The 13,264-nt window shown below is 61.7% G+C and carries 14 protein-coding genes and 1 pseudogene; 8 read left to right on the forward strand and 7 right to left on the reverse strand.

All coding sequences use genetic code 11. The annotated features are described in order from the left end of the window. The first annotated feature begins 234 nt into the window (after positions 1-234). Positions 235-1,206, forward strand: coding sequence for a DUF808 domain-containing protein (locus BLW25_RS06890; RefSeq protein WP_092897593.1), 972 nt, complete (start codon positions 235-237; stop codon positions 1,204-1,206). Positions 1,207-1,283: 77 nt separating this feature from the next. Here BLW25_RS06890 and rarD read toward each other — a convergent pair whose 3' ends face one another. From rarD to BLW25_RS06910, 4 genes are all read right to left on the reverse strand, one after another. Next, positions 1,284-2,216 carry an EamA family transporter RarD gene (rarD, locus tag BLW25_RS06895; RefSeq protein ID WP_092897595.1) on the reverse strand — a complete coding sequence of 311 codons (933 nt, stop codon included), beginning with the start codon at positions 2,214-2,216 and terminating at the stop codon, positions 1,284-1,286. 91 nt (positions 2,217-2,307) lie between these two features. Then, a complete protein-coding gene (locus tag BLW25_RS06900; protein ID WP_092897597.1) occupies positions 2,308-2,748 on the reverse strand; it encodes a cupin domain-containing protein in 441 nt (146 codons plus the stop codon). Between the two features lie 10 nt (positions 2,749-2,758). Next, complete coding sequence (locus tag BLW25_RS06905) at positions 2,759-3,304, reverse strand: pseudouridine synthase (RefSeq protein ID WP_092901670.1); 546 nt, start codon at positions 3,302-3,304, stop codon at positions 2,759-2,761. A gap of 202 nt (positions 3,305-3,506) precedes the next feature. Next, positions 3,507-3,869, reverse strand: coding sequence for a HesB/IscA family protein (locus BLW25_RS06910; protein WP_092897599.1), 363 nt, complete (start codon positions 3,867-3,869; stop codon positions 3,507-3,509). A 92-nt stretch (positions 3,870-3,961) separates the two neighbouring features. On the opposite strand from BLW25_RS06910, the gene BLW25_RS06915 reads away from it, so the two are divergent. After that, the gene (locus BLW25_RS06915) at positions 3,962-5,161 is read left to right on the forward strand and encodes a deoxyguanosinetriphosphate triphosphohydrolase (RefSeq protein WP_092897601.1); all 1,200 of its coding nucleotides are present in this window, start codon (positions 3,962-3,964) and stop codon (positions 5,159-5,161) included. A 67-nt stretch (positions 5,162-5,228) separates the two neighbouring features. Here the strand turns inward: BLW25_RS06915 and BLW25_RS06920 are convergent, their stop codons facing one another. Then, on the reverse strand, positions 5,229-5,696 hold the full coding sequence (locus BLW25_RS06920) for a disulfide bond formation protein B (RefSeq protein WP_092897603.1): 468 nt from the start codon (positions 5,694-5,696) through the stop codon (positions 5,229-5,231). A 227-nt stretch (positions 5,697-5,923) separates the two neighbouring features. Here BLW25_RS06920 and BLW25_RS06925 point away from each other — a divergent pair, with 227 nt between their 5' ends. From BLW25_RS06925 to BLW25_RS06935, 3 genes are all read left to right on the forward strand, one after another. Beyond that, positions 5,924-6,793, forward strand: coding sequence for a KPN_02809 family neutral zinc metallopeptidase (locus BLW25_RS06925; RefSeq protein WP_092897605.1), 870 nt, complete (start codon positions 5,924-5,926; stop codon positions 6,791-6,793). A gap of 584 nt (positions 6,794-7,377) precedes the next feature. After that, the gene (locus BLW25_RS06930) at positions 7,378-7,581 is read left to right on the forward strand and encodes a DUF1127 domain-containing protein (RefSeq protein ID WP_092897607.1); all 204 of its coding nucleotides are present in this window, start codon (positions 7,378-7,380) and stop codon (positions 7,579-7,581) included. Between the two features lie 295 nt (positions 7,582-7,876). Beyond that, positions 7,877-9,211 carry an anti-phage deoxyguanosine triphosphatase gene (locus BLW25_RS06935; protein WP_092897609.1) on the forward strand — a complete coding sequence of 445 codons (1,335 nt, stop codon included), beginning with the start codon at positions 7,877-7,879 and terminating at the stop codon, positions 9,209-9,211. 149 nt (positions 9,212-9,360) lie between these two features. Here BLW25_RS06935 and BLW25_RS06940 read toward each other — a convergent pair whose 3' ends face one another. Continuing rightward, positions 9,361-10,272, reverse strand: coding sequence for a LysR family transcriptional regulator (locus BLW25_RS06940; RefSeq protein WP_092897611.1), 912 nt, complete (start codon positions 10,270-10,272; stop codon positions 9,361-9,363). A 107-nt stretch (positions 10,273-10,379) separates the two neighbouring features. Here BLW25_RS06940 and BLW25_RS06945 point away from each other — a divergent pair, with 107 nt between their 5' ends. Together BLW25_RS06945 and BLW25_RS06950 are read left to right on the forward strand one after the other, a co-directional pair. Continuing rightward, entirely contained in the window at positions 10,380-10,730 is a 351-nt protein-coding gene (locus tag BLW25_RS06945; protein WP_092897613.1) for an antibiotic biosynthesis monooxygenase, read from the forward strand. A gap of 92 nt (positions 10,731-10,822) precedes the next feature. Next, positions 10,823-12,007: an MFS transporter gene (locus tag BLW25_RS06950; RefSeq protein WP_092897615.1), complete on the forward strand. Its 1,185-nt coding sequence runs from the start codon at positions 10,823-10,825 to the stop codon at positions 12,005-12,007. Between the two features lie 134 nt (positions 12,008-12,141). On the opposite strand, the gene BLW25_RS06955 is transcribed toward BLW25_RS06950, so the two are convergent. Further along, entirely contained in the window at positions 12,142-12,888 is a 747-nt protein-coding gene (locus BLW25_RS06955) for an SDR family oxidoreductase (protein WP_092897617.1), read from the reverse strand. A gap of 152 nt (positions 12,889-13,040) precedes the next feature. On the opposite strand from BLW25_RS06955, the pseudogene BLW25_RS06960 reads away from it, so the two are divergent. Further along, positions 13,041-13,233 (forward strand): annotated as a pseudogene (locus tag BLW25_RS06960) (IS5/IS1182 family transposase); the annotation flags it as partial. Positions 13,234-13,264 lie beyond the last annotated feature (31 nt).

A 13,264-nucleotide genomic window follows, 5' to 3' on the forward strand; every position in this document is an offset into this window, starting at 1 on the left:
TGCACGAAATTATCCCGGGTCTCAGGCTGGTTAGCGCTGCCCTGCAGCTTTTCAAAGCATAAAAGATACGTATTTTCATTGTGTTAGCGCAAACCACGACTGTTTGCGCTAGCGCTTGCGGTAACAGTTGCGGGCCCGGGCAGCCAGAAGGCGCCAGGGCCGGGATAACTCCCCCTTGCTTTGATCGGGTGATTCCCTGCCATTGTGCTAGGAGGCGCTTAAACGGGGTGTGACATGAGTGGTTTGCTGGCTTTGCTGGATGATGTCGCGGCGATTGCCAAAGTGGCAGCCGCATCGGTCGACGATGTTGCGGCGGCGGCCGCCAAGGCAGGGGCCAAAGCCGCAGGCGTGGTGATCGATGATGCCGCAGTGACGCCGAAATATGTGACAGGGTTCAGGCCCGAACGCGAGCTTCCGATCATCTGGCGGATCGCGCTCGGATCGATGCGCAACAAACTGCTGGTCCTGTTGCCGGTCCTGCTGGCGCTGGAGGCGTTCCTCCCGGTGGCGATCACGCCGCTGCTGATGCTGGGGGGCGCCTATCTGTGTTTTGAAGGGGCGGAAAAGCTGTTCCATGCGCTGTTCCCGCATGGGGAGGCGGCGGAAGCGGATCACGCGGCAGGGAATGAGACGCAGCTTGAGGAGGTGAAAGTCGCGGGGGCAATCAAAACCGATTTCATCCTTTCGGCCGAGATCATGACCATCGCGCTTTCGGTGATCGACAGCCCGGATTTCTGGATGAAAGCGGTGGTTCTTGCGGTGGTGGGCGCGCTGATTACGGTGGCGGTTTACGGCGCGGTGGCGCTGATCGTGAAGATGGATGATATCGGGCTGCATATGGCCGCGACAGGGCGGATTGGCGTGACCAGGGCCTTCGGGCGCGGGCTGGTCAAGGGAATGCCGGTGCTGCTTGGGGTGCTGTCCGTGGTCGGAACGGCCGCGATGCTCTGGGTTGGTGGTAATATCGTCGTGCATGGGCTCGAGGTAACGCATCTCTGGGCCTGGCCCTATGAGACCATCCACCATATTGCTACCTCTGTGGCATCAGCTGTTTCCCAGGCGGCAGGGCTGGTGCAATGGCTGGTGACGGCCGCGCTTGATGGCGTGGTCGGCCTGATTGTCGGGACGCTGCTGATCCCGGTGGCGACAAGGGGGATCGCGCCGCTCTGGCGCCTTGTCAGCGGCAAGAAAGGCTCTGCTCATTGAAACTTCGGCACCCGGGCGCCGGCGAAATCTGCACAGATTTCGCGCCGGAGCCTTGGAAAGGCTCCGTACCGGAGTTTTCAAAACTCCGGCTTTGAACCTGCCCGGCGCAGCATTGAGAGGGAATAGATCACCAGTCCCAGCCAGATGAAGCCGAAAGCGATCAGTTTTTGCCGGCTGAACGGCTCGTCAAAGACAAAAACCGCGGTCAGGAAGATCATCGTCGGCGCGATATATTGCATGATCGCGATGGTCGTCAGCCGCAGCTTCTTGGCGCCATTGGCATAGAGGATCAGCGGCCCCGCGGTGACCAGCCCCAGCAGGAACAACATTGCGCTCTGCCAGCCAGGCCCGTGCAGGAATTGCATCTCACCCGATGTGGCGAGCCAGCCGATCACCGCCAGCGCCGGAAGCAACAGAACCATCACCTCCAGGGTGAATCCCTGGTTGGGACCGATTGGCAGGCTCTTCTTGAAATAGGCGTAAAAGCCCCATGTGAGCGTCAGCGCCAGCGCGAGGACCGGAAGGCGCCCGGCTTCGAGGGTCAGGATCGCGACCCCGATGGATGCCGCGAGAATTGCGAGCCATTGTACACCGCGCAAACGCTCGCCCAACAACACGGCGCCCAGAAGGATCGAGAACAGCGGGTTGATGTAATAGCCAAGCGCCGCATCCAGCGCCCGACCGGAGGTGATCGCATAGACATAGAACCCCCAGTTCACCGAGATCAGCCCCGCCGTCACCAGCGTCATCCCGAGCATCGCCGGATTGCGCAAAGCCGCCTTCAGATCTGCGGTCCGGCGCGTCAGGGCCAGGATCAGCAGCGCAACCGGCAGCGCCCAGATCACCCGATGCGCCACCACTTCAATCGGCGAGACATGATCCAGCGCCTTCATATAAAGCGGCAGAAATCCCCAGAGAAGATAGGCGGACAGCGCATAGAGAAACCCGGAAAGGCTGTCTCCTTCCTGCGAACCGGCGGGCTGTGGTTTGGGGGAGGGGCTGTGTTCCATGGGACAGGTTTATCCAGGGGCGCCCCTGGCGGCGAGGGCGCATCTTGTGATGGATACAAGATTTGCCATGACCGGCCAGCGGGGGCAATTTTCAGTTTACGTCCGGGCCGGGCTCAGCAGGCAGGCTCCAGCCCGCCGGGGCCAGCTCATATCCCTCAAACCGAAAGCCCGGGCTGACTGTGCAGGACAGAAGTGTCCAGTCGCCGCGGCTCACGGCTTCCTGCCACCAGCCGGCGGGCACAATCATCTGACAGTGCTGCCCCGCGAGTATATCGGGGCCGAGCGTATAATGACGCGCCGCACGTTCCCCCATTGCGAGGTCGAGGGCCGCGCCCGCATGCCAGTGCCAGATCTCATCGGCATCGACCCGGTGCCAGTGGCTTCTCTCTCCCGCCTGGAGCAGGAAGAGGATCGAGGTGCCGCAGGCGCGCGCTTCACGGGTCGGGCCGCGCCAGGTTTCGCGATACCAGCCGCCCTCGGGATGCGGTCTCAGATCGAGATGGGCGATGATTTCTTGTGCAGCAGTGTTCACAAATTCCTCCTCACAAATCTCTCCATTGTCCCGGCGCGAGGCCTTTCAGTGTCCAGTCGCCCACCCGCCAGCGGATCAGGCGCAGCGTTGGCAGGCCGACCGCCGCTGTCATGCGGCGCACCTGGCGGTTGCGGCCCTCGCGAATGGTCAGTTCAATCCAGGCGTCGGGCACCGATTTGCGGACCCGGATCGGCGGCTCGCGCGACCAGAGCCAGTCGGGCGCCGCCACCAGCCTGGCGCGCGCGGGCAGGGCAGGGCCGTCATTGAGCATGACACCCTGTTCAAGCGCCGCCAGGGCGGCCGCATCAGGTGCACCCTCGACCTGGGCGTAATAGGTCTTTTCGGTCTTGTGCTTTGGGTCCGAGATCCGCGCCTGCAGCCACCCGTCATCGGTCAGCACCACCAGCCCCTCGGAATCGCGATCCAGCCGGCCCGCCGGATAGACACCGGGCTGGTCAAGCACCGCCGAGAGGGTCGGGCGGGGCGATGGGCTCTTCAGATCGGTGAACTGACAGAGCATATCAAAGGGTTTGTTCAGAAGGATAATGCGGGACATGGCGCCATAGTGCCATGCCGCCGTGATCCCGAAAAGCGGCTGTTGCATCGCTCAGCGATGAGATGTCTGTCCGACCCGACTATAAGGCAGTCGCTCTGCCATCTACGTTGTCGCGAACATGTCACCCGGAGCTCCGGATGTCGCCTGACTCCGGCGTCAGCCGCCTGCCGGGATCCGGCCCGTCAGTCCAAGCCCTGAGGCGTCAGATTGAGAATGAGGTGCCGCAGCCGCAGGAGCTCGATGCATTCGGGTTCTCGATCACGAAACGCGCCCCGATCAGCTCTTCGGTGAAGTCGATCACCGCATTTTGCAGGAACGGAAGCGAAACCGGGTCAACCAGCACGCGCTGGCCGTCTTTTTCGAATACCAGATCCTCGGGGCCGGCCTGGCCCAGCACGATCTCATATTGAAAGCCCGAACAGCCGCCGCCCAGCACGCCGACGCGCAAAGGCTGGGGCGCGCCGGTGATCTCGGCAATCTCGGCCAGCCGCGCGAAAGCGCGGTCGGTGACGCGCGGCAGCGCATCGGCAAAGGGGGCGGCATCGGGGGGAAGCACAAGTTCCATGGCTGTTCCGGTATCATTCAGCGCTTTCCCGGAATATAGGGGGCAGGGCCGCGCCGAACAAGCCGCCGCACTGAATTGGGAACCGGATCGTGATGCTTGCCGCTTTTGCCTGTCAGCCAGAAGAGTCGCGTGGGAGGCTGTTTGACGAAGGAATGAGCACATTCCGCTCGCCCTTTCAGCGGGATCGCGACCGGATCATCCATTCCTCGGCCTTTCGCCGACTGAAACATAAGACCCAGGTCTTTGTCGAACATGAGGGCGATTATTACCGCACCCGCCTGACCCATTCGATTGAGGTCGCACAGGTGGCGCGCACGATTTCGGGCGTGCTGGGGCTGAACACCGATCTGGCCGAGGCGATCGCGCTGGCGCATGATCTGGGTCATACGCCCTTTGGCCATACCGGCGAAGATGCACTGGCACGGCTGATGCAACCCTATGGCGGCTTTGACCATAACGCTCAGGCCCTGCGCATCGTGACGCGGCTGGAACGCCATTATGCCGGCTTTGACGGGCTGAACCTGACCTGGGAGACGCTGGAAGGCATCGCGAAACATAATGGCCCGGTGATCGGCCCCAACGCCGATGACAAACACAAGCACGACCCCGACCATCTGCCCTATGCGCTGGATGAGGTGAACCGCGCCTGGGATCTCGAATTGTCGACCCATGCAAGCGCCGAGGCCCAGGTCGCAGCCATCGCAGATGACGTGGCCTATTCGCATCACGACCTGCATGACGGGCTGCGCTCGGGGCTTTTCACCGAGGATGACCTGATGGAGCTGCCGGTTGCCGGTCCTGCCTTCCGTAAGGTCGACGAGCTTTACCCCGGGCTCGACCGGATGCGCCGCCGGCATGAGGCGCTGCGCCGCGTCTTTGGCCGCATGGTCGAAGACGTGATCCATGTGGCGCAAAACCGGCTTGAGGCCGCACAGCCGCAATCGGTGCACGAGATCCGCCATATGGGGACGACAATCATCCGTTTCTCAAAGCCGCTTTATCAGGAGCTGAAGGCGGTGCGCAGCTTCCTTTTCCACAGGATGTATCGCGCGCCCTCGGTGATGGAGGTGCGGGCGCGGGTGACGGGGGTGATGGATGATCTCTTCCCGCTGTTTCTGAACCAGCCGGAGCTTTTGCCCGCTGAATGGCAGGAAGACATCCGGGATGCCGGTCAGGATGAAACCACACTTGCCCGCATTGTTGCGGATTATGTGGCAGGGATGACCGACCGTTTCGCGATCCAGGAACATGCGCGCCTCTTCAATTGCGCGCCGGTCACCGACGGGGCCTGACCTCCCTGTCAGGGTGGGGCCCCGTTTTCCCAGACTGAAACCTTCCCGCCAGAGGCTTTCTGCCGGTTCAGTCCCGACGGGTGGCGCCGAAAACCCAGATCAGCGCCAGGACCAGCGAGACAATCGCGTTCCACCCCGCCATCGAGATCCCGAACAAGGACCACGGAATCGCGTCACAGCGCACCGGGGCAGGGGCCGCCGTGGCCGGGTTCATCAGATCAGATGCTGACAGCCCCGCAATCGACCCTTGCGTGCAGGTCGAAATATATTCCCACCAGCCCAGTTCGACACCTGCATGGAAAAGCCCGATCCCGGCGGTGGTCAGCGCTGCGGCAGCCCCCAGCCAGGGCCAGATCCGCCAGCCTGTCGCCAGCCAGAGCGCCAGAAACAGCACCGCAGCGGCATGCGGCCAGCGTTGCAGCAGGCACAAATGGCAGGGCGCCAGCCCACCAATCAGCTGAAAACCAAAGGCCGCGGCCAGCATTGCGGCCGATCCGAGGCCCGCGATCAGGATTGCCGGTGTTTTCAGGATCATAGGGCGGGCTCCGATTCCCTGGCGATACGGTGACAGGTTTAGGCCCGGTGTGACGAAAGGGAAAGTAACGCCTTCGCGCGCCAACGATCAACCCGCGATCAGTCGCTCTGTGCAGGCCAGCCGCCTGGACCTTTCGTCAGGGCTTTTCTGAAATAGCGGGTCAGGGTAGATTGCCAGCCGTGTGAGGCCTCATCGCCGGGGCGCCGCAGGACAGGGGAGCGCCCGCAATGCAATGGAAAGGCCGCCGCGGCAGCAATAATATCGAAGATCGCCGCGCGCAGGGCGGCGGGATCCGTAGGGGCGGCGCGGCCGGGGTCGGGGGCCTTGGCCTTGTCGCGGTTTTCGTGATTGCGCTGGTGCTGGGTGTCGATCCGAGCCAGTTGCTGAACCAGGTCGGGCTGGATGCAGGCCAGAACAGCGGCCGCGCGGGTGAGCCTCTGACCGCCCAGGACCAGGAGGCCGGGGAATTTGTCTCGGTCGTTTTGGCCGATACCGAGGTGATCTGGGCCGATCTGTTCCGCAGCCAGCTGAACAAAACCTATCAACCCGCGACGCTGGTGCTGTTTAAGGGAGGCACCCAGTCGCCCTGTGGCGGTGCTTCCGAGGCTACCGGGCCGTTTTACTGCCCGGCCGATCGCAAGGTTTACCTTGATACCAGTTTCTTCGTGACGCTCGAAAAACAGCTCGGCGCGAAGGGCGATTTCGCCGCGGCCTATGTGGTGGCGCATGAGGTCGGTCATCACGTCCAGAACGAACTCGGCATTCTGGGCCGCGCCAATACGCTGCGCAGCCAGCTGAGCGCGACCGACTCGAACCAGGTCTCGGTGCTGATCGAGCTTCAGGCCGATTGTCTCTCCGGCGTCTGGGCGCATGAGGCCGCGACGACGCTTGGCACCGTCGAGCGCGGCGATTTCGACGAGGCGCTGAACGCGGCGCGCCAGATCGGGGATGATACGCTGCAAAAGAATGCCGGCCAGCGCCCGATGCCACATACCTTTACCCATGGCAGTTCGGCCCAGCGCGCTCAGTGGTTCAACACCGGGCTGCGCAGCGGCAGGATCGCCGAGTGCCTGAAACTGACAGATCAGGTTCTGTGAGCCTGGGGAGGACAGGCTGAATTTTTAAAGGGCTGTTTAAGCGGAGCTTTCTCCTGATGCGACCTGAGGCGGTTCAAGCGAGAAAGTGCTGTTGCCCTGATTAACAGGCAACCGTGTCCGCAACAGGACCGTGTAAGCCCCGATGAACAGATCACAGCTTTGCTTCGCCTGGCCGAGAGCAGCGTGGCCCAGGCGGTTGAGTCACTTGCAGCGCCTTATAAATCAGCCGGTCGCTCGAGACGAATGGATAAAGACAAAAGTACCGCCTGGATTCATATTTATTACATAATACTGATTATGCGGTAAAATACTTGCTCAATTGATACAACCGGCCCCCTCATGCTGAGAGGTTCGCAAAACCATGCCAACAATAGCACGGGAACGCGCGCATCGCATCGGCCTACGGAGCCCGCCGAGAACTTGGGCCCACCGCCTCCCATCTGTGCAGCTGCACGAGACGCTATGCGCGTAGCGCAAGACGGCAATGCTGCACTGCGGCTAGCAGCTTCGCGAGTAGCCTACTATTTGATCGTCAACCGAAGCGAATGCCGCTTCGATCTGCTTTCAGAGAAGAGAAAACCGCCATGACCGCCATCAGTCAGACCCGTGTCTCCGCCTCGAGCGCTGCTTCGCAGCCCTCTTTCTTTGCTCGCCTGATTGCTGGCGTCCGGGAGTGGAACGAGTTGCGGCTGACCCGCAAGGCGCTGAGCGTCCTGAGCGTCCTGAGCGACCGTGAGCTGGCAGACATCGGTCTGCATCGTGGCGAGATCGGTCAGATCGGGCGCTGAGCCATCTACATCTGTATATTGTTGAAGCCGTGAGCCCTCTCACGGCTTTTGCTTTTGGGCCAACCCAGATACCTGATCCGCAGAACGACGGGCGTTGGGGAGGAACTGGCACTGAAGGCAGATTGCGCGCCCCCCGTTTGGGGGCTCAGATCGGTCCGACCACGCGATCTCTGGACGGATATATGTTCGAGTTTCGACGCCTCCAGGATACGCCGCAAGCATGATCTGGTCACTGCGCCTTGCGCAGCACCGGCCCGTCCGGCATTTGTTATTCTGAACAACAGGATCCCCGGATATGAGCTGGTTAGACAGGCGCAGCAATTTCATTCCCCGCGACAATGATGCCCGCACGCCGGGCGACATCGATTACGGCCGGATCATCCATTCTGCCTCCTTCCGCAGACTTCAGGGCAAAACGCAGATCCTGAGCATCGGGGACAGCGACTTCTACCGAACCCGGCTGACCCATTCGCTTGAGGTGGCCCAGATCGCGACAGGGCTGGTGCGCCAGCTGGCACAGAAGCACCCTGGTCATCCGGCGGTGCCTCATCTCCCCTGTCAAAGCATGATCCTGGCGATCAGCAGCGCCCATGATCTTGGCCATCCGCCCTTCGGTCATGGCGGCGAGGTGGCGCTGAATTACTGCATGCGCGACGCTGGCGGGTTCGAAGGAAACGGCCAGACCCTTCGGATCCTGACCAGACTGGAAACCTTCTCGGAAAAAGACGGGGCGGATCTTACCCGGCGGTCGCTGCTGGGCGTCCTCAAATATCCGGCCGCCCTGCCCTCGCTTGCCAACTCAGCAATCAGCCCGGCGCTCAAGGGAGGAACATCCGTTTTCCAGACCCTCGATGTCGATGCCTGCAAGCCGCCCAAGGGATATCTGACAAGCGAGCAAGGTGCTGTCGACTGGATCCTGCGCGACCTTTCAGATGCGGACCTTTGCGAATTCACCCGCATAAAGACCGGCAAGAAGCACGCAAAGACGATCCATAAATCCCTCGACTGCAGTCTTATGGATATTGCGGACGACATCTCTTACGGCATCCATGACTTTGAGGACGCCCTGGCCATGGGGCTGGTGAGCGCCGAAAGACTGCGTGCGGCCATTCCGGAAGCGCTCTGGGATCCCTTCCTGGATGAGCGCCGATCCTCCGGCCCGGCATCCCGGAATGACCGCTATTCAGAACTGGTTGGCCGGTTGTTTGGCCCGGCGGGTGGCAGAAAGAAGGTCGTCAATGCACTCGTTGGCTTTTTCATCAACGCCATCGGCTTCAGCGAGTTGGACTGCTTCTCGGAGCCGCTCCTGCGCTGGCGTGTCAGCCTTCCGCCCGCCCAGGCGAGCCTGCTCTCCGCGCTGAAAGACTTTGTGATGGCCGACGTCATCCGCAGCCCTTCCGTGCAGCATCTTGAATTCAAGGGCCAGCAGATGGTGGTGGCCGTATTCGAGGCTTTGCAGTCGGATCCGGCGCGACTTCTTCCTCTGGATGTGCAGGCGAGATATGGAGCGGAGGGGAATGACCTGCGTGTCATCTGTGACCATGTCGCAGCAATGACTGACGGCCATCTGATGAAAACCTACGAGCGTCTGTTCTCACCGCGGATGGGGTCGGTGTTCGACAGGATCTGATTGCCGGGGAGCACTTCGCGATCCTGCGTCGCATGATTGGGCCAGACTGGTTCTGAACATAAACCCCTGTGTTGCGGATGCGTGGGCTAACTTGGCCATTTGCCAGAGGGTGGCGACGCGCGCGCAGTCCGGTTTGCCGTGGTGACCCGTCAATCCGTCTGTTGCGCCGCCACATCCCCAGGCCGGAGGTGCTCGGCCATGAAATCGATAAATGCTCTCAGCTTGGGGGTGACTTTGCGGCTGGCAGGCCAAAGCACGTGGAACTGATCCATGCCCTCGATCCAGGGGGTAAGGATCGGCACGAGCAACCCCTCAGCCAGTTCGCGCCGAATGGCGAAAGGCGGCAGGCAGGCGATCCCGAACCCGCGCACTGCAAGTTCGATCAGCGGATCAACGGCGCTGGCACTCATCCTTTCGGGCAGAACCAGCTTGCGGGCACCATCGGTCGGGGCAAGCGGCCAGGATCGGATCTTGCCGGTATTCGGCGATCGCTGGTGCAGACAGTGATGCACCTCCAGATCCTCGGGGCGTTGTGGCGTGCCGTGCTGCGCCAGATAATCCGGCGCGGCGACGATATGCATTCGGAAACGCCCGAGATTGCGCGCCATCAGGCGGCTGTCTGACGGTGTGCCGGTGCGGATCACTGCGTCAAAACCCTCTTCAATGATATCGACCAGCCTGTCATTGAAATCCAGCTCCAGCTGCACCTCGGGCCAGGCCCGCATGAACTCGGCCATGACCGGCGTCAGCAACATGCCGACCAGTGGCATGCTGACCCGCAGCCGCCCCTTCGGCGTGCGGCTCAATTGCGCAAGCTCGGCCTCGGCCGCCTCGACCTCCTCGAAAATCCGGCGGCAGCGTTCCAGAAACCGCCGCCCCTCTTCGGTCAGGGTCATATTGCGGGTGTTGCGATGGAAAAGCCGCACATCCAGCCGCTGCTCCAGACGCGCCACCGCCTTGCCAACCGCCGAGGCCGAAATGCCGAGATTGCGCCCGGCAACAACGAAGCTGCCGGTTTCGGCGGATTGGGTGAAGGCCTCATATGCGCTGAGCTTGTCCATCACGGGGATATAGCGGAATATTATTCCGCAGTCATTGGAAATGCCGCCTGTTTTTCAGGAAGATGCGCAGCGCTATCTCTCGGGCCGCATCAGCCACGGAGATTGTGATGACCCCCGCCTTCAGCCTGACCCCTGCCCCAACGACCTTCATCGTCAATGTGATCCATGCCCATCCAGGCAAGCAGGACGAGGCCTTTCGGCTGATCCAGGATGTTGTGCATTACGTGGCCGAGCGGAAACCGGGCTTCCTGTGGAGCAACCTGTCAAAAAGCACCGATGGGCTGACGGTTGTAAACATCGAGGCGATCTCTGACCCGCGCGATGTGGCGATCTTCTTTTCCGATCCGGTGTTTCTCGAGAAATTTGCAAAGCTGGACAGCGTCTCATCCAGCGCGTTTCACACCTACACGGTCGGCGATCTGGTGTTGCCGAAACCGCATGTCGATGCGGCGGGCTGATCCGCCTTCCCAGCTTTTCCGGCACCCCGTTCTGGCAGAACGCCTGCCCCCGCAAAGGGGCGGGCCTCCGCCGACACTTTCAAGGATCGACTATGACCATCCTCTCTGACGGGTCGCGCAAGGCCAGCGACCGGTTGCCCCTGCCCCCCCTGCTCGCGCTCGCAATGGCGGGCTTCATCACCATTCTGACCGAGGCGCTTCCTGCTGGCGTGCTGACCCTGATGAGCGCCGACCTCGGTGTATCCGAGGCGCTGATCGGCCAGAGCATCACCATCTATGCGGTAGGCTCGCTGCTGGCTGCAATCCCGCTTACCGCCGCGACCCAAAGCTGGCGTCGCCGCCCACTTCTGATACTGGCGATCACCGGCTTCGCCATCGCCAATACCATCACAGCATTGACCGACAATTATCCGATCCTGCTCGCGGCAAGGTTTCTTGCCGGTGTTGCGGCAGGCCTGGTCTGGTCTTTGCTGGCAGGCTATGCCGCACGGATGGTGGGGACGGAACTGCAGGGCCGTGCCATCGCGGTGGCTATGGTCGGGACGCCTTTGGCTCTGGCCCTGGGGGTGCCGCTCGGGACGGCGCTTGGCGGTATGCTCGGCTGGCGCATCACCTTTGGCATCATGAGCCTGCTGGCGCTGGTGCTGATCTTCTGGGTCCTGGCAGAGGTGCCTGACTATCCCGGATCAGAGCGTCAGATACGCGTGCCTCTAAGGCATGTGCTTACCACGCGCGGAATGCGAGCGGTTCTGTTCATGACCCTGACCTTCGTCCTGGGCCACAACATCCTTTACACCTATATCGCGCCATTCCTGCGTGAAGGTGGCCTCGGGGACCGTGTCGACGCCGTGCTGCTGGCCTTTGGTATTGCATCGCTCATCGGGATCTGGGTCATCGGGGCGCTTGTCGATCGGAGGCTCTCTGCACTGATCCGCTTCAGCTTTGCGACTTTTGCCGTTGCAAGCCTTGGCCTTGGCATCTGGAGTGATGCCCCGCTGATGATCGTGGTTTGCATCGTGATCTGGGGGCTCTCCTTCGGCGGCTCGGCCACCTTGTTTCAGACGGCCTCGGCCAGGGTGGCGGGAGAGAATGCCGATCTGGCGCAGTCCATGATCGTCACGATCTGGAACATCGCCATCGCAGGGGGCGGCATGATCGGAGGGCTGCTGCTTGATCGCTGGGGGGGCGATCTGTTGCCCTGGGCTTTGATACCCATTTTGCTGGCGGGGCTAGGCGTTTCGATCATGAAGGGCGGCAGTTCCCGCCCTTCGCAGTGACGCGCTTCGGAACGGCAAATTCAGGAGAACTGGCAATGAGCCAACTCCTGCATTGGTCAGACCAATTCGCGCGCAATCATGCTGCACGTGCTTCGGCCAAACCCGCCATGCCCCTTCGGCCTTGTGATCCGGCATCAGGAAAACAGGCCGCCCTCATCGGCATCGACATCAATCGTCAGCGAGACATGGCGGGGGCGGGTCAGTGCAAAAACCGCTGCCTCGACCACATCCCGGCCGGTGCCGCGCTGGCCTTTGTCACGAAGGGCCGCCTCTGCCCAGTCCGGCTGATCCGGTATCGCGTCATCCAGATAGGGCGGATTGATCAGGATCGAGCGGAACTTGCTGCCGATGAAATCCTGCCGTAAGCCTTCGGCCAGTGCCACCTGCCCGCGTTTTGCCGCATAGAAAGGCACCGAAACCGATTGCAATGCCGCATTCGGCAGGCCGCTGATCGAACCGATTGTAACAATATCCGGCGCATCGGATGCCTGCATCAGCGGCCTGATGCCTTGTACGAGCAGAAATGTGCCGGTGATCGCCGCGTTTACTACGCCCAGAACCTCCGCATCTGAATAAGGCATGTCGCGGCTTTCCAGCCACATCGCCCCATTGTTGATGAGGATGTCGACCTTCGGTGCCAGAGCCGCAATCCTGGCCGCCGCCTGCTCAACGCTTACCGCATCAGCAAGATCAAGTTCCACGACTTTCGGCGCCATCCCGCCTTGTGCAGTCACGCGTGCCGAGATGGCAAGAAGGTCCGCCTCACGTCTTCCGCAAAGGATAAGGGCACAGCCCATCGATGCCAATGACAGGGCGAAAGCCGCGCCAAGTCCGCGACCCGCGCCGGTGATGACCGCAGTTTTTCCGTTGAAATTCAGCATTTCATCGTTCCAGATCCACGCTCCGCATTCTGGCCGCCCTGGCCTCGATTGGCAACCGCTCCGTGATCGTGCAATCGAGCAGTTCCCGGATCGATGGGTCGTTCTTATCGAGCACAATCTGCAGCACCATGATCCTGCGCACACCAAAGCTTGAGGCGCGAACCATCTGGCGACGATGGAGCGGACACCACCGCCGAAGCCGGGCAGAGACCAAAATGTCCTGCGTCAGGCTCTTGGGCCAGCGCGGTGCGGCACCTTGATCGTCAGGTCGCGGAGTTCAAGGTTCGTGTTGCCGTGCTCCAAGGTCTCACCGCGATAGCCCCCCTCACAGAAGCCGTGGCATAGGTCTGTCCGGGAAGAGGGAAGCTCCGACCAT

The organism is Rhodobacter sp. 24-YEA-8 (genome assembly GCF_900105075.1).
Lineage (GTDB): Bacteria > Pseudomonadota > Alphaproteobacteria > Rhodobacterales > Rhodobacteraceae > Pseudogemmobacter.

Bases quoted from the DNA above. Each gene is read 5' to 3' on its own strand.
- BLW25_RS06890 (WP_092897593.1), top strand. From the start codon at position 235: ATGAGTGGTTTGCTGGCTTTGCTGGATGATGTCGCGGCGATTGCCAAA.
- rarD (WP_092897595.1), bottom strand. From the start codon at position 2,216: ATGGAACACAGCCCCTCCCCCAAACCACAGCCCGCCGGTTCGCAGGAA.
- BLW25_RS06905 (WP_092901670.1), bottom strand. From the start codon at position 3,304: ATGTCCCGCATTATCCTTCTGAACAAACCCTTTGATATGCTCTGTCAG.
- BLW25_RS06910 (WP_092897599.1), bottom strand. From the start codon at position 3,869: ATGGAACTTGTGCTTCCCCCCGATGCCGCCCCCTTTGCCGATGCGCTG.
- BLW25_RS06915 (WP_092897601.1), top strand. From the start codon at position 3,962: ATGCTTGCCGCTTTTGCCTGTCAGCCAGAAGAGTCGCGTGGGAGGCTG.
- BLW25_RS06920 (WP_092897603.1), bottom strand. From the start codon at position 5,696: ATGATCCTGAAAACACCGGCAATCCTGATCGCGGGCCTCGGATCGGCC.
- BLW25_RS06925 (WP_092897605.1), top strand. From the start codon at position 5,924: ATGCAATGGAAAGGCCGCCGCGGCAGCAATAATATCGAAGATCGCCGC.
- BLW25_RS06930 (WP_092897607.1), top strand. From the start codon at position 7,378: ATGACCGCCATCAGTCAGACCCGTGTCTCCGCCTCGAGCGCTGCTTCG.
- BLW25_RS06935 (WP_092897609.1), top strand. From the start codon at position 7,877: ATGAGCTGGTTAGACAGGCGCAGCAATTTCATTCCCCGCGACAATGAT.
- BLW25_RS06940 (WP_092897611.1), bottom strand. From the start codon at position 10,272: ATGGACAAGCTCAGCGCATATGAGGCCTTCACCCAATCCGCCGAAACC.
- BLW25_RS06945 (WP_092897613.1), top strand. From the start codon at position 10,380: ATGACCCCCGCCTTCAGCCTGACCCCTGCCCCAACGACCTTCATCGTC.
- BLW25_RS06950 (WP_092897615.1), top strand. From the start codon at position 10,823: ATGACCATCCTCTCTGACGGGTCGCGCAAGGCCAGCGACCGGTTGCCC.
- BLW25_RS06955 (WP_092897617.1), bottom strand. From the start codon at position 12,888: ATGCTGAATTTCAACGGAAAAACTGCGGTCATCACCGGCGCGGGTCGC.